The sequence below is a fragment of the Rhodococcus sp. 27YEA6 genome, from assembly GCF_044908235.1.
GTDB lineage: Bacteria > Actinomycetota > Actinomycetes > Mycobacteriales > Mycobacteriaceae > Rhodococcus_F > Rhodococcus_F qingshengii.
On record NZ_JBIYCY010000013.1, the window covers coordinates 24,483 to 44,437 of the forward strand.

17 protein-coding genes are annotated in these 19,955 nt (G+C 60.1%); 14 read left to right on the forward strand and 3 right to left on the reverse strand.

Features of this window, described 5'->3' with window-relative positions:
* Positions 1-107 precede the first annotated feature (107 nt).
* The 6 genes from ABH939_RS25310 to ABH939_RS25335 all read left to right on the forward strand — a co-directional run bounded on the left by ABH939_RS25310 (position 108) and on the right by ABH939_RS25335 (position 9,209).
* Positions 108-2,231 carry a hypothetical protein gene (locus ABH939_RS25310; protein WP_230358890.1) on the forward strand — a complete coding sequence of 708 codons (2,124 nt, stop codon included), beginning with the start codon at positions 108-110 and terminating at the stop codon, positions 2,229-2,231.
* Positions 2,224-3,741, forward strand: a complete 1,518-nt coding sequence (locus ABH939_RS25315) for an ATP-binding protein (protein ID WP_404650327.1) — start codon at positions 2,224-2,226, stop codon at positions 3,739-3,741. The genes ABH939_RS25310 and ABH939_RS25315 overlap by 8 nt, the downstream gene beginning before the upstream one ends.
* Complete coding sequence (locus ABH939_RS25320) at positions 3,738-6,662, forward strand: Z1 domain-containing protein (protein ID WP_404650328.1); 2,925 nt, start codon at positions 3,738-3,740, stop codon at positions 6,660-6,662. The genes ABH939_RS25315 and ABH939_RS25320 overlap by 4 nt, the downstream gene beginning before the upstream one ends.
* 33 nt (positions 6,663-6,695) lie before the next feature.
* On the forward strand, positions 6,696-7,550 hold the full coding sequence (locus ABH939_RS25325; protein WP_003940667.1) for a ParA family protein: 855 nt from the start codon (positions 6,696-6,698) through the stop codon (positions 7,548-7,550).
* Positions 7,547-8,038, forward strand: coding sequence for a hypothetical protein (locus ABH939_RS25330; RefSeq protein WP_042447940.1), 492 nt, complete (start codon positions 7,547-7,549; stop codon positions 8,036-8,038). The genes ABH939_RS25325 and ABH939_RS25330 overlap by 4 nt, the downstream gene beginning before the upstream one ends.
* A 175-nt stretch (positions 8,039-8,213) precedes the next feature.
* Complete coding sequence (locus ABH939_RS25335; RefSeq protein WP_404650329.1) at positions 8,214-9,209, forward strand: HNH endonuclease; 996 nt, start codon at positions 8,214-8,216, stop codon at positions 9,207-9,209.
* A gap of 45 nt (positions 9,210-9,254) precedes the next feature.
* Here ABH939_RS25335 and ABH939_RS25340 read toward each other — a convergent pair whose 3' ends face one another.
* Positions 9,255-9,845, reverse strand: coding sequence for a T3SS (YopN, CesT) and YbjN peptide-binding chaperone 1 (locus ABH939_RS25340; protein WP_054831766.1), 591 nt, complete (start codon positions 9,843-9,845; stop codon positions 9,255-9,257).
* A 381-nt stretch (positions 9,846-10,226) separates the two neighbouring features.
* Here ABH939_RS25340 and ABH939_RS25345 point away from each other — a divergent pair, with 381 nt between their 5' ends.
* The 5 genes from ABH939_RS25345 to ABH939_RS25365 all read left to right on the forward strand — a co-directional run bounded on the left by ABH939_RS25345 (position 10,227) and on the right by ABH939_RS25365 (position 16,019).
* Complete coding sequence (locus ABH939_RS25345; RefSeq protein ID WP_404650330.1) at positions 10,227-11,483, forward strand: plasmid pRiA4b ORF-3 family protein; 1,257 nt, start codon at positions 10,227-10,229, stop codon at positions 11,481-11,483.
* A 387-nt stretch (positions 11,484-11,870) separates the two neighbouring features.
* Entirely contained in the window at positions 11,871-13,523 is a 1,653-nt protein-coding gene (locus ABH939_RS25350) for a sodium:solute symporter family protein (RefSeq protein ID WP_404650360.1), read from the forward strand.
* 27 nt (positions 13,524-13,550) lie between these two features.
* Positions 13,551-13,682, forward strand: coding sequence for a putative transporter small subunit (locus ABH939_RS25355; RefSeq protein WP_003941363.1), 132 nt, complete (start codon positions 13,551-13,553; stop codon positions 13,680-13,682).
* Between the two features lie 85 nt (positions 13,683-13,767).
* Positions 13,768-14,229 (forward strand): MarR family winged helix-turn-helix transcriptional regulator, encoded by a 462-nt coding sequence (locus ABH939_RS25360; protein ID WP_003941330.1) that lies wholly within the window; start codon positions 13,768-13,770, stop codon positions 14,227-14,229.
* Complete coding sequence (locus ABH939_RS25365) at positions 14,226-16,019, forward strand: long-chain fatty acid--CoA ligase (protein WP_099698365.1); 1,794 nt, start codon at positions 14,226-14,228, stop codon at positions 16,017-16,019. Before ABH939_RS25360 ends, ABH939_RS25365 begins: the two co-directional genes overlap by 4 nt.
* Here ABH939_RS25365 and ABH939_RS25370 read toward each other — a convergent pair.
* Positions 16,016-16,396 carry a helix-turn-helix domain-containing protein gene (locus ABH939_RS25370; RefSeq protein ID WP_007726046.1) on the reverse strand — a complete coding sequence of 127 codons (381 nt, stop codon included), beginning with the start codon at positions 16,394-16,396 and terminating at the stop codon, positions 16,016-16,018. The genes ABH939_RS25365 and ABH939_RS25370 overlap by 4 nt on opposite strands.
* A 223-nt stretch (positions 16,397-16,619) precedes the next feature.
* Between ABH939_RS25370 and ABH939_RS25375 the strand changes: the two genes are divergently transcribed.
* The 3 genes from ABH939_RS25375 to ABH939_RS25385 all read left to right on the forward strand — a co-directional run bounded on the left by ABH939_RS25375 (position 16,620) and on the right by ABH939_RS25385 (position 18,880).
* Positions 16,620-16,865 carry a hypothetical protein gene (locus tag ABH939_RS25375; RefSeq protein ID WP_020908376.1) on the forward strand — a complete coding sequence of 82 codons (246 nt, stop codon included), beginning with the start codon at positions 16,620-16,622 and terminating at the stop codon, positions 16,863-16,865.
* Positions 16,866-16,970: 105 nt separating this feature from the next.
* Positions 16,971-18,560 (forward strand): FAD-dependent oxidoreductase, encoded by a 1,590-nt coding sequence (locus ABH939_RS25380; protein ID WP_404650331.1) that lies wholly within the window; start codon positions 16,971-16,973, stop codon positions 18,558-18,560.
* Positions 18,557-18,880, forward strand: a complete 324-nt coding sequence (locus ABH939_RS25385) for a ferredoxin family protein (protein WP_007726052.1) — start codon at positions 18,557-18,559, stop codon at positions 18,878-18,880. Before ABH939_RS25380 ends, ABH939_RS25385 begins: the two co-directional genes overlap by 4 nt.
* Here ABH939_RS25385 and ABH939_RS25390 read toward each other — a convergent pair.
* Positions 18,870-19,925 carry a 2,3-butanediol dehydrogenase gene (locus ABH939_RS25390; RefSeq protein ID WP_003941279.1) on the reverse strand — a complete coding sequence of 352 codons (1,056 nt, stop codon included), beginning with the start codon at positions 19,923-19,925 and terminating at the stop codon, positions 18,870-18,872. The genes ABH939_RS25385 and ABH939_RS25390 overlap by 11 nt on opposite strands.
* Positions 19,926-19,955 lie beyond the last annotated feature (30 nt).

Sequence of the window (19,955 nt, forward strand, 5' to 3'; positions counted from 1 at the left end):
GGAGAAGTCTGACTGTCGGGTAAGCAGGTCCGGCGCTGCGACCGCTCACAAGCTGCAGTAACTTGTTACCGACATCGCGGTCGGTTTTGACCGCAATGAAGGTATCCGTGAGTGGGAGTAGTGCGTTGACGTTGGGTGTGAACTCGCTTCCCGCGAACGAGCTGAGTCAGACGCTGTGGGTCGATCTGTTTCCTTGGCTGGACGACTACGTATCCGATCGTGCTGCGCTGCTCGAGCCGCTGGCACCGTCACCTGATTGGTGGTTCAGCGAAGCGCCGTCGTTCACTGTTCTCGAGGTCGATCTCGAGAAGGTTCTCTCCGAGCTGGCGTCCCTCTACATCGCTCACCACGCGGCAGCGGTATTAAGAGCGAGCTTTCCGCTACTTGGTGAAGATCTCCCGCTGGAGGTGTTGAGTCTCGATACTCGCGCAGTGACTGCACTGTCTCGGCTCACCACCGACAAAGCAATCGGCGGACTGCTGATGCACACGACCGCTGAGATCTTCGGCGTGCGCGGAACGAGCGAACAGACGGTGCACGACATAGTGCTCAACCTGTTGGTCTGTGCGGTCATGACGACTCCGCTCGCCCGCGTCGAGGCCAATGAGGAAGCAGGTGCCCCACCCGCGATCACAGCGCTGCTCGACGATCTCGCTCAGCTTGCTATGTGGCGACGGGTCCGAGGTCAGGACAGCAGACCACTCGTCACCGTCGAGATCGACGACGAATCTCCGGCCTCGATTCAGGAAGTTGCCGCCCGGATCTCGGCTCTGACGCCGAACGACTTGCCCGACACGGACCGTACCGACGCGATGGACGAGATCGACAATCTCTTCTCGCAGCTGGATGAGCGGGAGTCGTTGGTGTTGCGTGAGCGGATCGTGGCGCGAGTTCCGCAGCGCAGGGGAGCGATCGGAGCCAAGCTCGGTGTGGGCTCGGGGCGAGTCGGGCAGATCGAGGCCGACGTGAAAGCCAAACTCAACGCGGCGTGCGGATTCGGGACGGCGGTGGGGAACCTGCTTGCCAGCCTGCGGGTCGAGATTCAGCCGGTAGCTTCGCTTGATCGCCTCCTCGACGTGCATCCGAGCATCGCGGCGGAGGTGCCTGGTTACGGAGTTCCGCTGTGGTTGGTTCTGGACCGTCTCGACGACTACTTCGAGGTGACTGACGGTTGGGCTGCCGCTCCGGGCGTCGCGGAGGCCAAGAAGCGGACTCAGACCTTGCTCGAGGACTTTGAGTCCCCGAACGGTGTGGTTGCACTCGACGACGTCGCCGAAGTGGTGTCGATGTCACGCGGCGAACTGGAGAAGTGGCTTGCGTGGTGCGGCGTTGTCGTTGTGGCGGAGTCTGCGCTGACGCGTGCGCGTCGGATCTCCGATCTGGCAGTCGGCGCGCTCGAAGCCGTCGGATCGCCGAAGTCCGTCGTCGAGCTAGTGGACTTACTGAAGTCCGATCGCAGTGAGCGGTCGATCGAGCGCGCGCTCGAGGCCGACGATCGCGTGGCGCTCGACGGCGCAGTGTGGCGGCTGCACGCCTGGGGAAGCGCGGATTCCGTTGGGGAGGAACCGGTTTCTTCGGGAGAGGCTGAAGAAGCCAGTGAGTTCAACATTGGTGGTGACGGGATAGTCCGGCGCAAGCGGACACGCAACACTGCGAAGACGCCAGAGTTGACTCGCCGCCTGTACCGGTCAGGTAGTACGTGGCGGTATCGACTGACTGTGACCGCAGATCATCTGCGGGGCTCCGGATTTGCTGTACCCGCCGGTGTTGCAGTCGCTGCCGGCTGTGTGCGCGGTGAGACCATCGAGTTGGAGAGCCACCTCGGCGTTCAAGCAGTTCGGTGGACCGGAGCGCAGCCGACGTTCGGCACTATCCGCCGATTCCTGCGTGAACTCTCCGCTGTGGAGGGCGAAGACGTGTTGCTCGAGCTGTGGCAAGACGGAACCTTCCGCGTGGTCCGACCGGCGATCGTTCACTCTGACATCGACCCACTACGTCAGGCACTTGCAGAGGTTGGCAATCGCGAGCCATTGCGAACTGCCGAGAGACATGTGGTGCGGATTCTCGCCGAAGCCGTGTGTCTGGACGGTGAAGACCGTCCACGAAAGATACTGCGCGCGTACGAAGATCGTGGTGAAGACGTGGTTTTGGACTTCCTGGAGGCGGCATGGAGGCGCGGCGAAGCATCCGAAATCGACGAGGTAGAGGGTAAGGATGCATCCCATGACTGACGTCGCGGACACCCGCATAGTGGGCACCAAAATCCTTGCTGCGGACGAGTCCCTCGCCGGCGCCATCGGCTTGCACCACACCATCGCGACAGCGCTCGCCGATCTGATCGACAACAGCCTCGACGCCGAGGCCTCCCACGTGCTGATCAGGTTCGTTCAGGACGGCACACGGATCGTGTCGATGATGGTGATCGACAACGGTTCCGGCATGGACAGTGACACCATTGATTCCGCGATGACCTACGGCCGCCGACGCGACTATGCCGCCGGGGACCTGGGTCATTTCGGTGTAGGGATGAAGGCGGCGTCGTTGAGTCAGGCTCGGTTGCTCCGAGTGTGGTCTCGAAAGTCCGGGAACCCGACGCAGGGCCGCGAGATCGACTCGGCCTCAGTGCAGGGGCGTCAGTCAGTTTCGGTGATCGAGGACCGGCAAGCCGAAGAATTCTTCGACGCAGTCACGCCCCGCTTTCCCTTCGACACCGGAAGTGTTGTCGAATGGCGCGGCATCACAACATTTCTCATGTCCGCGCACGCGGACGAGCAGACCAGCTGGCTCGAACAGACCATCAACGACGTGCGCAGTCACCTCGGCGTCGTATTTCACCGTCTCATCGAATCCGGCCGGATCGCTCTGACTGTGGATGTCTTCGACGTCGAAGCGGGACGCGCCGGCGCGCTGCGCACAGTCAGTGCCATCGACCCGTTCCGGTATCCGCGCACCGGCGACCCCAACTACCCTCGGACACTTACCGTGTCGATCGCCGGTGCCACAGTAACCGCCGAAGCTCACCTGTGGCCCGCCCGGAGCAATGCACCGGAATTTCGCATCCACGGCGCCCCCGGCCGCGACCAGCAGGGGCTCTACTTCTATCGGCACGATCGACTCCTGCAGATCGGCGGCTGGAACGCGATAGTGCGGGGCCGACCGGACTACGGATTGGCACGAATTGCTGTCGATCTGAACGATTCTCTGCTGCAGCACATCACCATCAATCCCGAGAAATCGGGGGTGACGCTCGACGCCACTGCGTCGGCTGCCGTCGACGGGGCCGTCTTCACGGATTGCAACGGTGGATTCCGTTCGTATCTGACCGATGCCGAGCGCGTCGTGCGGGCAGCCCGAAGTTCTGCACCTCGGCCGATTAGCGTCATCGAGCCGGCATCCGGCTTTCCGGAAGACGTGCTCGATTCCTTCAGCGACGCCTTCGAATTCAGCGTCGGTGATGATCCTGTTGCTGTGGGTTGGCGAGCCTTGGCGCGTGATCAGTTCTTCGAAGTCGACCTCAAGACTCGGACTTTGTGGATCAATGCGCGTTTTCGGCGTGATCTGCTCGGACGTCGCAGTCTCGACCCGGCTGATGCTCCGGTGCTCAAGACGCTTGTCTTCCTGTTGGTGAGTGAGATGTTCGAAGGAACGAGAATCGGCGCTCGTCAGAGGGAAAAGATGCAGGCGTGGCAGGAAGTGTTGATTTCCGCAGTGGCAGCGCACCGGGAGCAGGTAGTGCAGTGAGTGATGAAGTATTCCGTGCGGTTGCGCGTGAACTCGGTGACGGGTTTCCGCCCGAGAACGTGCTCTACCCGGTCAACGCGCGCCTGCGAGCGAGCTATCCGGATGGCCTGACCATCGCGGACATCATCGATGTGTTCCTCGATGAGAGTGCTGTCGGTGTACGAACGGCGCTCACCTCGCGTCTACGGCAGTGGGATGCGGAAAGTGTCGAGACGTGGGTAGGCTCGACTGTTCCGCAAAGTCCGGAACGGCGGGCTCGGATCTACGACTTGTTGGGATTGCCGGTCGACGCCCATGCCGAGATGGATGCGCACTTCCTTCGCGAAGGTGGGCCCGTTGTCATTGCGGCTCAGCAGCCGTGGGACCCCTGGTACACCTCCGAACGCCGCCGCGAGCACGACTTCTATTGGCGCGCTTACAAGCGAGTTCTAGCCGACAAGAACTGGGACGAGGCGACAATCGGAAAGCTGGACATTGCAACCACTGAGGTTGTGCACCGGCTTGCGGATCCGACGCGGCCCGAGCCGTATCAGTCCAAAGGTTTGGTGGTCGGCTACGTCCAGAGCGGGAAGACGGCGAATTTCAGCGGCGTGGTGGCCAAGGCGATCGACGCTGGGTACCGCTTGGTCATCGTGTTGACCGGCACGATCGAGATTCTCCGGAGCCAGACTCAGCGACGCCTCGACATGGAATTGGTCGGTCGTCAAAACATCAGTGCCGGTGTGGACGACGACTACGCCAACGACGAGGACTGGCGGGACGGGAACTTTCTCGAACACGAAATCGATCCGAACAAGACCAATGAAATCCCGGCTATCCGTCGACTCACCACCTCGACCTTTGACTACAAGAGCCTGCTCGCGGGCCTGAGCGCACTGCACTTCGAAACCGTGGATCACTCCCTTCCGCTGAATGATCCGAAGAATCTGTACCCCAGCAATATTCGCATCGCGGTCGTGAAGAAGAACGTCTCCAGCCTCAAGAAGCTGGTGGCCGATCTGAAGAAAGTGCCGACCGAACTCGATCAGATTCCTGCCCTGATCATCGACGACGAAGCCGATCAGGCATCGGTGAACACGATCGATCCGAAGAAGATGAAAACCGAGCAGGTCGAGCGGACGGCGATCAACGGTCAGATTGCTGAGATCCTCGGTCTACTCGAGCGTGCCCAGTACATCGGTTACACCGCAACACCTTTTGCCAATGTGTTTGTCGATCCGGAAGACAGCGTCAACGTCTTTCCTTCGGACTTCATCGTCAGTCTCGAGCGGCCCGGCCCGTACATGGGTGGTGCGGACTTCCACGATCTAGACGATCTCGAAGACGACGACAAGACTCCGGCCAATTCGAACCAGAAAGCGTACGTACGGGATCTCCGGGCCGAGTGCGACGAGGATCGCTCAGCCGAGCAGTTGCGAGCGCTCGACTCGTTTGTCCTGACCGGGGCGATCAAGCTATTCCGGGAATCGAAGGGCGCCAAGCCGTATCGGCACCACACGATGCTGGTGCACGAATCGGTGAAGCAGGCCGAGCATGACGCCGTAGCCGACGACTTCAAGGCCTTGTGGAAATCGGCCGGATACAGCCAGGCCAAGAGTCTTTCCCGGCTGGACAAGCTCTGGGCCGAAGACTTTGCGGTGGTGAGTGCGGCTCGGGGCAGTGAACTGGAGAATCCTGGTTCGTTTGCCGAGTTGGAGGAATTCATCGGCGCTGCCTACGACAAGATTTCCGAGGGAACCAGCCCCGTTATCGTGGTCAACGGTGCGGCCGAGAAGGACTACAAACAGGATTCCCTCGATTTCCAGGAACGCGGCGTGTGGAAGATTCTGGTCGGCGGCACGAAGCTGAGTCGCGGCTTCACGGTCGAGGGCCTGACCATCACTTATTACACGCGTCGAACGGGCCAAGCTGACACATTGATGCAGATGGGACGATGGTTCGGATTCCGCCCCGGGTACCGAGACTTGGTGCGCCTGTTCATCGGCCGCACGGTTGGCGGACCCGCCGGCGCGGACTACGACATGTACAAGGCGTTCGAGGCGATCGTTCGGGACGAGCAGGAGTTCCGGAACGAGCTCACCAGATTCAGCGGCGTGAACGAGAAGGGCGAACCGTGGGTCACTCCACGCGATGTGCCGCCGATGGTGTTTCAGCAGCTGCCGTGGCTCAGACCAACGGCTCGAAACAAGATGTTCAACGCCGATCTGGTTTATCGAGGCATGGGTGGTGAAAGTTTCAGCTTCACGATGCAGCCCCCGCGAGGCGACGGTTCGATCAACGCTCGGCACTTCGAGGCGGTTACACCCTTGTTGAAGTCGTTGGACGAAACAGGGTCCTTCAATTTCGTTGACAAGGATGACGTTTCGCGATCGTTCACTGCGCGATATGGCATCGTCCCTGCCCATGTGGTGTTGGAGGCCGTCGACCAGTTCGAGTGGGCGAACGGGTGGGATTTCGGTCCCCACCGCGAAGCGCTCTCGACCGCAATCGAATCCGGATTGCTCGAAGACTTCGCAGTTCTGCTTCCGTATCCCAAGACCCGGGAGCCGATCGAGATCAAGGGTTGGCACGAGAAACTTCCGATCGTCAATCGCAAACGCCAGGAACGCGAGTACCGAACAGGTTTCACCGGTACGGCCGTTCGTGAGCGCGATGCGATCGAGCACATTGCGGGCAGCCCGAAGAAGAACGGCGGACCGCTTGCGGGTGCACTTCATCGGAAGACTCGCGGTGCATTGATTCTGGTATTTGCGAACGATCCGGCTCCTCGTCAGTTGAAACGGGCACAGGCTGGTCCCGTGGACTCGCGCGATTTTGCGACGTTGTTCTCGTACGCGCTTCCGCACGCGGCGGAGCCGTTGGGGCGAATCGGTTTTCGGGTCAAGCAGTCGGGGACAGGGGCGATCGTCGATGCGAACTAGGTGTGTTGTGGTGGGAGACAGGAATGGGTTCTGATGGCTAAGACGATCGCGACGATCAACCTCAAGGGCGGCGTCGGTAAGACGACGATCACCGCGGGGTTGGCCGAGTTCATGTCGCTCGAATTCGGTCAGCGCGTGCTGCTGATCGACCTCGATGCGCAGATCAATCTCACGACGATGATGATCAGTGAGGATCACTGGCTCGAACTCAACAAGCAAGGGCTGACCAGCGCAACCATTTTCCGTGACGCTGTCGATGGCACGTCGAACTTCGATCTCGAAGCTTCGATTCAGCGCGGAGTCTCGCCGGTCAAGCGAGTGACGGGTGTGGATCTGCTTCCCTCATCTCTCGATTTGATCGAGCTGCAGGAGGAGATCAGTGCCCTTCGGGTTGCTGATCGGAACTCCACCAAGCCGGTTGAATTGTTGAGGGATGCCGTCGCCCCGGTGATGCCGTACTACGACTATGTTCTGATCGATTGCCCGCCGAATCTCGGGCCGATCACACTCAACGGATTGGCCATGGCTGACGGCTACGTGATCCCCACGATCCCGGATGTACTCTCCACGTACGGCATTCCGCAGATACAGACGCACATCGCGAAGTTCGGCAAAGAACTCGGCCGTGAACTCTTCGAACTCGGGTTGGTGATCACCAAGTACAAGTCCAACTCGGCGGTGCACCGCACGACTGTGCGAAATCTTCGGCGCGATCCCAACGTCCCACACGTATTGCCGGAATATCTCGCGGAGTCGAATCAGATTGCCGCGTCGGCGGAGTTTCACCCGTACAGCACTTTGAAGGTGAAGTACGGCAATGCAGGTCAGTTCGATCAGATGCGTGCAATTACGCAGAACATTCTCACGGAAGCGCAGGCGAAGCTATGAGTGCGGGTATCGATGAGGCGCGTCGTCGCGTGCAGGTGCAGGAGACCGGTGCCGCGCTCTTGAAGTTGGGTGCAACTAATGCCTCGGCCTCGGTGTTGCTGGCCAAGCTGGTTCAGGTCGTCGCGGAGGAAGCTGCCCGTACCCCGCGGTTCGCGAAGGCAATCGAAAGCGCTTTCGCAGTTCCGTCGGATGGATCCGCCGTTGTGGTACCTGCTTCTGCGCCGGCGCCGCGTCGTCGTGCTGCTGTACCGAAGGTGAAGCGGGAGCCGGGGGCTTTCGACCCGTTCGACGTCTTCAAGGTCGATGGGGAAGCAGCGCTGCTGGAGCGTCTTTCAGCCCTCGATGCAGACGGGATCAAGGACATCATCGCGGAGCAGGAGATCGACACGCACAAGGAGACCGGCCGTAAACGGAAGGTCGATGTGCTGGCGGTCTGGACCGTCGAGCGGGTGAAGGCACTGACCTCGAAGGGCAGTGCGTTCCGGTAGGGGCTCCTCCTCTCAGCGCGCCGTTGTGGTCCTTGGGGCCGCCAGATTGGCGCACTGGTTCGCCGGACTCCTTCATCAGTGGATGGCGATACCACACGAGTGGCTTCGAATGATTCCGCGCGGCGCCGGCTAGTGTGTGAACTTGCGGGTTGGACGCTTACCAGGAAGGCGCATAGTGGCACCTTCGGTGATCTCCGAGTTTCTTGACCCATCGCCCGCCGCGCTGGAGGCGCAGTGGAAATCGGTACTCGCACGTCAGGAGGTACCGAAGGGAAGCCGACAGGTGCCGTTCGTTCCGAGCGAGGTCGTGTTGTCGCTCTGCGCATCGCTGTTGGTTGACCATCGCCGGTTCGGTAGCTCTTCTGCACATCGAGCGGGAATGCCGGTCCAGCATCTTGCGAGTTTGTTCAAGCGTCCGCCCACGAGCTTTATCGCAAAGATGGCGAACCTGGATGGAACACGTAGTCATGGCGGGCGATATGAGGTCGAAGTCGCGTCGTTGATGCTTTCGGACAGCGTGTTGATTCAGGACGTATACCTTCGAATTCTGCGGTCGGCGCGTTCCCACGGAATTGACGAACATGCGTTGCCAGACTTCCTCGAATTGGAAAACGGCGAAACGCTGTGGTTGGCGGGACAAGAAGAGTTAGTCCAAAGTGAGATCGAGAGATCCTTGGAGCAGTCGCTCGAAAAGTGGTCTAGCGAGCGTAAAGATATCCCCATCGCGACCACCCAGCGATTGCTGACCTCGAGGGTTCGGATCGGCCAGCATCGGTTCGCCGCTGGCGTACTCAGCAATCACGAGCACCGCTGCGTGTTCTGTGGCCTTAGCGCGAACATCGGTGGCCGACGCCGGCCGCGCCTCCTTACTGCAAGCCATATCAAGCCCTGGCGAGACAGCACTGACAAAGAGCGACTTGACCGTCGCAACGGCTTCACCGCGTGTCCGACACATGACATTGCCTTCGATACGGGGCTCATCACCGTCGATGAGGACTTGAACCTCCATTACGCGCCCGGCGTCGAGAGCGATATGGAGATCGAAGGTCCGCTTCGCGCCGCACTCGGGAAGCCACCTCTGAGAGACCGATTGATCTTGCCGGACAAGGCGGAGCGTCCGGATGTTGTCTATCTGGACTGGCACCGCACGCAGATCTATGTCGCTTCGTGACTTCGCCAGCGAGCGCTCTGCGGAGCAGATCGAAGATGAGCCAGACTACTTAACTTGTGTAATACCAAGATCACCGTCGACGCCGTCTGCATCATCGCCGCACGCACAGTCACAGTCTCCGCCGCAACCGCCGGGATTGCAGTCTCCGGCGTAGCTGTCGTCATCGGCGTCGCAGTCGAGGTCTCCGCCGAAGGATTCAGCAAAATCGTCGTCGAGTTCGTGAGTGAAGTCGTGAACCTCGTCGATCAGGTTCAGCAGATGCTGCGGAGCGAAGGGATCGGCGTCGAGCATCGTGGAGACCAGTAGGTGGTCGCCGCTGAAGGCGAAGCGCAGGCGTGGCCATTCCTGCGCGAGTTCGATCAGTCGAGTCGCAGCGTGCGAGGGATTGCCGAGGCCCGTCAGGACCGAGGACCAGACGTTGATCTGAGGGCCGTCATCCGCAACAGTTACGTAGACGACAAACCCGTGAACCGGCACGACAATGTCGCCGTCGTCATCGGTGGCAGGCTCACTGCCCAGTAGTTCGGCGAGAGTTTGAACGCACAGGCGAACCAATTCGTCGCGCTCGTCCGTCACCAAGGCAATGGCGCCGTTGATATGGAGGGGCTGGTCGGCGGTCGTGTCTTGGTCGCTCATGGATCCTCATGTTCTGTGCCAGTCCGAGCAGGCGCTGGGCACTGTTTTCGTTCGGTAGCTGTCAGGTCTACGGTAATCGGCGCACACTATTGTCCGCGCAGTGGATGATCAAAGATGCCTGGGTAGGTCCGTGTTGATCTGGACTTGACAGCCGACCAGCGACAAGATGCGAGCCCCGACAAATCGGGCAACCTTGTGGCAGTGAGTATCTCGGCTGTCGGTAGGTAGATCTAGCCTCCATACATGACGGGTCAGCGAGTTCGGCGAGCTTCACATCTGCGTTTGGTACCTGCATATCAAGCGACGCAAAGCCAGATGAAGGTCCTTACGCCGAGGCAGATGCGGAATCAGCGTCGACGGTCGGAGGTGGCGAACTTTGTCATGCGGATCGAACTCGATTGCATCACGCCGCCTATTTGGAGACGGTTTTCGGTCCCGTCGAATATCGAACTGGACCAACTTCATTCGATTGTGCAGGCGGTGATGGGGTGGGGAGATCAACACGCTCATCAGTGGGTGAGTGTCCATCATTCAACGGACAATGGCCCAGATCGATATATCGCGCCAGAGGTGATCGAGCGCGACGGATACCAGGAAGACGAGTTTGGTGAGGATGAAGTCCGGATCGACGAGGCAGTTACTGCGGTAGGGGAGTGCGTCCGTTATGAGTACAACGCCCGCGCAAGGTGGAGTCACACGTTGGTTCTCGAGCAGATTGTCGAAGACCAGCCGATTCCTGAGCCATCCTGTCTCGACGGCGAGAGAGCGTGCCCGCCGGAGGATTCTGGCGGTCCGATCGGGTATCGCGAGTTCCTGAACGTGCAGGCGAGTACCGGACTGTTCGATCCCGAACGTTTTGTTCCCGCAGAGTCCAATGCAGCAGTCACCATTGCAGTGGCACTGCATAAATCGCCGCCGGTGGGAAGCTCGCTGTTCGAGAAGTTCTTGCGCCGCTTGTCTGTTCATTCCGCGCCGAAATTGTTTGCCGCAGTTGCCGAAGCGGAGCTTCGTGGCGGATACGACAACTACTTCGAGGTGATGCGTGAAGGAGCAACCCGTCAACTGCTGTGGCTGCTGAACTCCGCGCGAGGTGGTGGGATTGTCTTGACGGCGTTCGGGTCACTGCCTCCCGACCTTGTTGCGTCTGCCCGAGACGAACTCGATTGGGACAGTGAGTGGATCGGTGTCACGGCAGGGAGTGACTCGCAATTGGCAGTACTCGTTGAAGCCGCCAAGACACTGGGATTTGTCCGGAAACTCCGAGGCACTTTGATTCTGACTCGACTCGGCGCGTCAGTGCTTGCATATGAAGGCGAGCTGTGGCGTCACATCGTGACGGCCATGCCGTTGGGAAAGGGTGAGTTGGCGCAGGAAGCCGGCCGAATTCTGTTCCTTACGTTGGCTGCCGGCTTGTCGGAGTCCGAACGTAGTGAAGTGATGATCGAAGGCCTCACGGCATTGGGTTGGTCGACAACAGACGGAACACGACTCGGGGACGAGGATTGGACGTGGATGGTGCGAGACACTCTCGTGTACCTGCGAATGATCGGGGCGATTGTCTCCAATCCGCTGGACCAGCATGTTTCCGCCGATCCCGAGTGGGGTCGACGGTTTGCCAGGATGGTCCTGTCGAAGTAGCTGAGCGCTCGAATCCAGCATCGATTTCAATCGATGCGGAGTTGTTATATGCGCTGGAAGCGCACGATTTTTCTGCGGCGGAATCATGAATATTTTCGGGTGGGAAAATATCGGAGTTTTTGTTCGAAATTGCCATCATGCTATGGTCGATTCTCAGTTGTTGAATTGCGTGGTAGAGCCAAAAGCTTGCGCAGAAGATTTATTTTGTGGAGGTTGGGTTTCCGAAGAGACGAAGTGCGTGTTGCTAGTCAATTGAATATGTGACCGGTGTTGGTATGGCGGTCGCTCCTAGGGCGTGCAGAAACGAAACGCAAAGACCTGAACAGGGGTTTTGTGCTTTGCTCTGCCGATTATGTGCGAAGGATGTGGCATGTGACGGGGTCCGACATGGTCCAGTTCAGTACCTTGGTAATTGTTTCACTGCTTGTTGCTTTTTATGGTGGAACATTTCTGATTTCTCTTCGTATTGGTAAGAAACAGGAAAATGCCGACGGTTTTATGACCGCCGGAAACAAATTAGGATTTGGTGTTTCGGCCGCGAGTATGACGGCCACCTGGATTTGGGCGTCGTCGATGTACGCATCTGCCACTTCTGGCTACACCTACGGAATCTCCGGCCCCATTCACTACGGTTTGTGGGGCGCGTTGATGATTCTCTTCATTTATCCGTTCGGCCAGCGAATTCGTAAAGTGGCACCGAAAGCCCACACGCTGGCTGAGGTCATGTACGCGCGGCACGGACGCTCGAGTCAGCTGATGCTCGCGGGTTCCAATATCGTCGGCAGTCTCATCAGTTTGATGTCGAACTTCCTCGCTGGTGGTCTGCTGATCGCGTTACTTTCGCCGTTCAACTTCATCCAGGGTGTGTTCATCGTTGCGCTGGGCGTTTTGCTGTACACACTGTGGTCGGGCTTCCGCGCTTCGGTGTTGACCGACTTCGTTCAGCTGATCGGAATGCTCGGTGCGGTAGCGGTTTTGGTGCCGTTCATCTTCTTTGCGGCAGGGTTCCCGGCAGCCTTCGAATCCGGGGCAGGCAACCTTACTGCTGAGCAGGGCAACTTCTTCTCGAGCGTTGCCTTCTTCGAGCAGGGCGCACCGTACATCGCGGCAGTTCTTGCCTACGCAATCGGCAACCAGACCATTGCCCAACGTCTGTTCGCGGTCCGCGAAGACCTGATCAAGCCCACCTTCATCACCGCAACCGTGGGATATGGCGCAACGGTCATCGGTGTCGGAATGCTGGGTGTTCTCGCTCTGTACCTCGGAATCGAGCCGATGGATGGTGACGTCAACAACCTGATTCCGCAGATGGCCGCGTCGTACCTGCCCGGAATTTTGCTGGCCGTCTTCTTTGTCATGATCATCGGTGCGCTGTCATCGACGGCAGACTCGGACCTTGCTGCGCTCTCGTCCATCGTGATGACCGACGTTTACGGCCAAGCCGTCGCAGGCAAGGCCAATGCGAACCCTCGACGGATGCTGCTCATCGGCCGAGTAACGATGATAGTTGCCACGGCGGCGGCTATCTCCTTGGCAAGTCTGCAACTGAGCATTCTGGATCTGTTGGTGTTCGTCGGCGCGCTGTGGGGCGCGCTGGTGTTCCCGGTTATTGCGAGCTTCTATTGGGGAAAGGTCACCAACAAAGCCTTCACTGTGTCGGTGCTGGTGGCGCTTGCTGCCTTCTTGCCCGTCCGATTCAGTTGGGTGCCGATGGATGGGATGTTCGGGCTCTTCTCCGACATCGTTGCCGTTGTCGGTATCGGAGTGGTGCTGGGGCTCATGGCATTTGGATTCTTCGGCCTGAAGGTTGCGCAGATCGTCGGTGGCCTGGCGATCGTGCTGTCCGCGCCGTTCGCAATCGGCTTCCTCCACGACTACCCAACGCTCAGCGGATCTTTGGTGGCCTATGCCGTCAGTACCGTCGTGTGCTTTGCGATGTCCGTCAATCAGCGTGAGACGTTCGATTTCGAACTGATCAAGCAGCGGACGGGAGACTTCGACGATGACGAGCTTCCTGCCGTGGGAGCGTCCGGAAAGTAACCGTCGAGACAAGTGGAAGGAATACGAATGAGTACAGCTCTACTGACCATTTATGTTCTGATCTGGCCGGCGTTGGTCTTGGTCGTGCTGGGAGTCATCAGCAAGGGATTCTTCAAGGATTGGGCAACTGCTCGCCGCAACGGTGAGGACCTGGTCTAACTTTTCACGCCGCCACCGACGGACTTCTTGTCGGTGGCGGCGGTCATATTGCAATCGGGACTGGGGGCAGCGTTATAGTTGCCCAGTGCAACACGACGGAGCAATGGCGCTCACCGGTCCACCAGCCGTTCATGACGAGCTGGTGCACCTGACGCGGCAGTTGATGACGGGGGATCGGCATTCCGATGACCACCCGTCGATCGCCCAGCATTCGTTCCTCTCCTTCATCGGCCGCAATGACGGATGCAAGGCCACGGAGATCTCCGAAGTCTTCGGCGTCAACCGCTCGACCATCTCGCGCCAAGTGCGCGGGTGCATCGAGGCAGGCTGGGTATATGCCGATCCGGGATCCGTTCGTCAGGGCAATCCGCTGCACCTCACGGAGGCTGGCCGCAAATACCTCGACGCCGCCGACGCGCGTCGGCTCGACCAAGTCGCCGGCAGGCTGCACGATTGGACCGAGTCCGAGGTCGCAGACTTCGCCCGCGCACTCCACCGCTTCAGAATCAGCATCGAATCGCAGACCAACGGAGATGACACCCTGTGAGTGAGTACAGCGCCAAAGCCCAGTTCACCATCTCCGACAATGAGTCTGTGGTGCACACCGTCTTCACTCACGCCGAGCGCACGCCAGATCTGACGGTGTTCTCCCGACCCAAGGGCGAGGGTTGGGTAGATGTAACGGCTAAAGAGTTCGCCGAGCAGGTCACCGGCGTCGCAAACGGGCTCATCGCCGCTGGCGTGCAGGCAGGCGACCGCGTCGCACTCCTCTCCGCGACCCGATACGAGTGGACGCTGTTCGACTTCGCCATCTGGGCCGCCGGCGCGGCTACCGTTCCGATCTACGACTCGTCGTCTCAGGGGCAGGTCAGCTGGATCCTCGAAGACTCCGAGGCCGTCATCGCGATCGTCGAAACCGGCGCGCACGAGCAGCTGTTTCAGGACGCGCCAAGCACGCTCAAAGCCGTCATGCAGATCGACGACGGCGCTGTGGAGAAGTTGACCGCACAGGGTGCCGACGTTGACGACACCGAGCTGAAGAAGCGGCTCGCGGGCATCAAGGCCGACGATCTTGCGTCACTCGTCTACACCTCCGGCACGACAGGCCGTCCCAAGGGATGCATCCTCACGCACCGCAACTTCCTGTCCGAGGTGCGCGGGATTCTCACTGCATCGATCGGCGAGGTGGCGGTTCCGGGAAACCGAGTCCTGACCTTCCTGCCGCTCGCTCACGTACTGGCTCGCGCGGTGTCCCTCGCGACGTTCGAAGCTGGTGCTTCGCAGGCACACTGGTCCGACTTTGCCACCATTACAACTCAATTCGAGCGGTACAAGCCCAACACCATCCTCGGTGTTCCGCGTGTATTCGAAAAAGTTCGTGACGGCGCAGCACGCAAGGCGGAGTCCGGTGGAAAGATTCCCGGCGCGATCTTCGCCTTCGCAGAAGCCACTGCCAAGGAGTACAGCCAAGCCCTCGACAAGGGCGGTCCCTCGCTGATCTTGAAGGCGAAGCACGCAGTGGCGGACAAGCTCGTGTACTCGAAGCTTCGTGAGGCTCTCGGCGGCGAATGCTGGTTCGCGATCTCCGGCGGCGGCGCGCTCACTCCTGAACTGGGGCACTTCTTCCGTGGGCTCGGAGTTCCGATCTACGAGGGCTACGGTCTCACCGAAACTACTGCGGCGCACTGCGTCAACGTCCCAGGTGCTCAGAGGATCGGAACCGTCGGACAGCCCATGGGCGGCAACGGGGTTCGCATCGCCGAGGACGGCGAGATCGAACTCAACGGCGGGGTTGTCTTCAAGGGCTACTGGAAGAACGACAAGGCCACCGAAGAGACGTTCGTCAACGGCTGGATGCGCACCGGGGATCTCGGTGAACTCGACAGCGACGGTTACCTTTCCATCACCGGTCGCAAGAAGGATCTTCTGGTGACGGCGGGTGGCAAGAACGTCTCGCCCGGTCCGATGGAAGACCGTATCCGTTCGCATTCCATCGTCTCGCAGGCAGTCGTCGTCGGCGACGGGAAGACCTACATCACGGCGTTGCTGACCGTCGACCCAGAGGTGTTCGAGAAGTGGAAGGTGGAGAACGGCAAGCCTTCTGGTGCCACCGTCGCCGAACTACGTGACGACAAGGACCTTCGAGCGGAGCTGCAGAAGGCCGTCGACGACGCCAATGCCGCTGTCTCACATGCAGAGTCGATCAAGAAGTTCGTCATTCTCGATCGCGATCTGACCGAGGAAGACGGTGAGATGACAGCGACGCTCAAGATCAAGCGCAATGTCGTCGTCGATCGGTTCTCGAAAGAGATCGAAGGAATGTACGCGAAGAGCTAGGCGCGTTTGGGGAACTGCTCGCGGTAAGCCATCACGTCGTCGAGGCGGAACCTGCGGTGGGTGCCGCGTAGTTCGATCGGGAGTTTCCCGGCGTCGGCGAGTTTGCGCACATACGTGTCCGAAACGCCGAGGATCTCTGCTGCCTGCGAGGTGGTGAGGAGCTCTGCGACTGGCCCGAGGGCGACGCTGTCCCCGGCAGCGAGGTAGGTCAGGAGCTGCACGACGGCGTCGCCGACCGACGGTGGAATCTCGATCCGGACGCCGTCGAACACCAGCGTGGTCGTGTCCGTCGAGGTTGCGGCTCTCTGGGTCAGGGCCGTTTTGATTCGCTCGGCAGCATCGCCGTCGACTGCGGAAACGATGTGGTCGATGCTCACGCGGTATATCTCCGATCGAAGGCAGTGTTTCGCAAGCATAGACAGCGACAGTGTCCGTCGGCACGCTGGCTAGCGCCGTGTGCGTTGCATTACATGAGTGCCGTGAGTGGAAAACTATTTACCCACGTAGATCGGAATTCGAAGGTTTTGGCGCCCAAAGATATTCGACTCGACGCATATGTAACTCACCAAATTTGGTGTACCCGCAAGTAACATCCTGAGCGTGGCTAGACGATCGGTAACGGTGAGATTCGACGTAGAGGAACTGAGGGCCCTAGAGACCCTCCAAGAGCTCACGGGCGCGGACATTTCCAGCGTCATTCGTGAAGCTGTGATCGAGCATGCTCGTCGATGTGTTGCACAGGGAAAGCCCCGCGACATCGCCGAGCGACGCAAATCGCTGACCTTGCAGGAAGCCTTCGCCAAGTACTCCGCGTTGTGCACCGACGAGGAGCGGGAAGCGTCGTAGCGACCGGTTGAGTTCACAGTGATTCTGACTGTGGCGCTGGGTAGTTCGTCCGAGGAATATTACGGCAACAGAAGTGTTGCGTAGACCTCTGACAGGAGCTGGCCAGTGACGGACGTCCTCGAACTCTCCACCGATGTATTGGTGATCGGTGGTGGCCCCGCCGGCGCGTGGGCAGCGTTGCGCGCGGCCAAAGCCGGTGCAGACGTCGTCCTGGTCGACAAGGGCTACTGCGGAACGAGCGGCGCAACGGCCCCCTCCGGAACGGGTGTTTGGTACGTCGAACCGGATACGACTGCCCGTGAGCGGGCAAAGGCCGGTCGTGAGGCGCTCGGCGGATATCTTGCCGACCACCATTGGATGGACCGCGTCCTCGAGCAGACCTACTCCAACATGGATCTCCTCGCGGTGGAGGGCAGATATCCGTTCCCCGTCGACTCCAGCACGGGCAAGCAGATCCGCACCGGCTTGCAGGGGCCTGAGTACATGCGACGGATGCGCACCTGGATTCGTCGAACCGGTGTGCGGATCCTCGATCATTCGCCGGCGCTGGAGTTGTTGGTGGACGACGCCGGGCGAGTTCGCGGAGCGGCGGGCTACCAACGCCACGAGCAACAGGATTACCGAGTCTCGGCAGGCGCGGTAGTGGTCGCCAGCGGAGGTTGTGCGTTTCTGTCCGGTGCGTTGGGTACCAACGTCGATACCGGTGACGGTGCATTGATGGCAGCCGAAGTCGGAGCGGAGTTCTCTGGGATGGAGTTCTCCAACGCGTACGGAATCGCAGCGGCCGGATCGACGATCACCAAGACGGCTTACTACGCGTACGCGACGTTCTTCCACGCAGACGGAAGAGTGCTCGAAGGGGCCGGTTCGGCGAAGGGGAGGTCCGTCATCGCCAGCACGTTGCGGAACGAGCCCGTGTTCGCGCAGATCGATCGGGCCGACGCCGAGGTGCAGCGTCGAATGAGGCTGGGGCAACCCAACTTCTTCCTTCAATTCGATCGCCGCGGAATCGATCCCTTCACCGACAAATTCGAGGTCGGCATGCTCGCTGAAGGCACGGTGCGCGGCACTGGGGGAATCAACGTCGTCGACGACGATTGCGCGTCATCCGTTCCAGGTCTGTTTGCCGCCGGGGACGCAGCGACCCGAGAGCGAATCTGCGGAGGGTTTACCGGCGGGGGAAGTCACAACGCCGCGTGGGCGATGTCCTCTGGTTCATGGGCGGGAATCGGTGCTGCGCGCTATGCGCTGTCGGTCGGACGCGGGGCTACCAGTGGTCTACGCGGAGCCGGAACCGTCGGATTGCGTAATCCGGCACGAACCGGGTTTGCTGCCGACGATGTGGTGAAAGCTGCTCAGGCGCAGCTGATTCCCTTCGACAAGAACTACCTCCGCAGCGGTGATCGAGTATCCGCAGCGCTCGGTGAGCTCGAATCGCTGTGGGGTGCAGTGAGGTCGGATCTGGGCGCGGATCCAGCAGGTCGGATGGCGGCGCGGCAGGCTGCCGCGATCACGGCCGTCGGTCGCTGGATGTACCACTCGACGTTGGCGCGGACCGAGACTCGGGGAATGAGCAAGCGAGACGATTATCCCGAACTCGATGTGACGCAGCACCATCACGTCCTCACCGGCGGTTTGGATTCGGTGTGGACCCGGACTTCTGAATCTGTCGGGTCTGCACTGGTGGCGTCATGATCGAGCTGGTGTCCGCGCCTGACTGCATCGGCTGCGACAAGTGCGTAGACGTTTGTCCTACAGATGTTTTCGATCGGACGCCGTCGGGCGTCCCGGTGATTGCGCGCCAATCGGATTGCCAGACCTGCTTCATGTGTGAGGCATATTGCCCGACGGATGCGCTGTATGTGCATCCGCAATCCACACCATTGGAAACGGCCGATGTGATCGAGGACGATCACATCGGCCGCTACCGAGAGAAGATCGGATGGGGCAAAGGGCGGGCACCTGGGTCCCTGACTGCGGTGGGCCCGGAGGTGCCCCGTCCGGTTACGACCTGACGAGAATCTTGACTGCAGTGTCGTTGTGCTCGATCAGAGTGGTGAATCCTTCGGAGATCAATTCTTCGAGCTGAATACGACCGGTGATGAATGGCGCCAGATCGACGACACCGTCCTGGACCATCTTGATGACCGCTTCATGGTCGCGTACGTACGCGATGGTTCCGCGTAGGTCGATTTCCTTGAGGACCAGCTTCTGCATGTCAATGGTCGCGGGCTTGCCCCAAATCGACACGTTGACAACAACTCCAGCAGGCCTGACCGTGTCGAGCATGGTGTCGAGTACTGCGTTGACGCCTGCGCACTCGAAACCGATGTCTGCGCCGATGCCTCCGCTGAGTTCGAGGACGCGCGCTTTGACGTCTTCGGTGGTGGGATCGATGACGTAGTCGGCGACTCCACTGGAGAGGGCCTTGGCTTTGCGGGCCTCGCTGAGTTCGGTGACGATCGTCGTGACACCCAGACCCTTGAGGACTGCCGCAACGAGGAGTCCGATCGGTCCGGCTCCGCCCACGATGGCGACGTTGCCGCTTTCGGCTCCACTGCGTACGACGGCGTGATGGGCGACGCTCAACGGTTCGATGAGAGCTGCCTCGTCGAGCGGGATGTTGCCGATCTTGTGGATCCAGCGACGGTCGACGACGACCTTCTCGCTGAGTCCGCCACCGCCGCCGGCCAAGCCGATGAACCCCATCTTCGTACACAGGTGGTAGTTGCCCGCCTTGCACGGGGCGCACTCGTTGCAGACGAAGTACGGCTCGACGACAACATTTTCACCGACCTCGACGTCCGTGACACCTTCGCCGACCTCTTCGACGGTGCCGGAGAACTCGTGGCCCATCGTGACCGGCGCATTCTCGTGTGAGAGTGGATGCGGGTGTCCGGGTGCGGAGATGAAGATCGGTCCCTCGAGGTACTCGTGGAGATCGGTGCCGCAGATTCCGCACCATGCGACCTTCAGCTTGACTGTTCCTGGCCGCAATTCGGGCTCAGGGATCTCTTCGATCCGGATGTCTTTCTGCCCGTGGAACCGTGCTGCCTTCATTGATCCGCACCTCACTTCGTTGTGAATCCC

Excerpts from the sequence above, each read along its gene's own strand:
- ABH939_RS25385 (WP_007726052.1), top strand. The coding sequence starts at position 18,557 with ATGATCGAGCTGGTGTCCGCGCCTGACTGCATCGGCTGCGACAAGTGC.
- ABH939_RS25325 (WP_003940667.1), top strand. The coding sequence starts at position 6,696 with ATGGCTAAGACGATCGCGACGATCAACCTCAAGGGCGGCGTCGGTAAG.
- ABH939_RS25315 (WP_404650327.1), top strand. The coding sequence starts at position 2,224 with ATGACTGACGTCGCGGACACCCGCATAGTGGGCACCAAAATCCTTGCT.
- ABH939_RS25390 (WP_003941279.1), bottom strand. The coding sequence starts at position 19,925 with ATGAAGGCAGCACGGTTCCACGGGCAGAAAGACATCCGGATCGAAGAG.
- ABH939_RS25330 (WP_042447940.1), top strand. The coding sequence starts at position 7,547 with ATGAGTGCGGGTATCGATGAGGCGCGTCGTCGCGTGCAGGTGCAGGAG.
- ABH939_RS25340 (WP_054831766.1), bottom strand. The coding sequence starts at position 9,845 with ATGAGCGACCAAGACACGACCGCCGACCAGCCCCTCCATATCAACGGC.
- ABH939_RS25350 (WP_404650360.1), top strand. The coding sequence starts at position 11,871 with ATGGTCCAGTTCAGTACCTTGGTAATTGTTTCACTGCTTGTTGCTTTT.
- ABH939_RS25345 (WP_404650330.1), top strand. The coding sequence starts at position 10,227 with ATGCGGATCGAACTCGATTGCATCACGCCGCCTATTTGGAGACGGTTT.
- ABH939_RS25355 (WP_003941363.1), top strand. The coding sequence starts at position 13,551 with ATGAGTACAGCTCTACTGACCATTTATGTTCTGATCTGGCCGGCGTTG.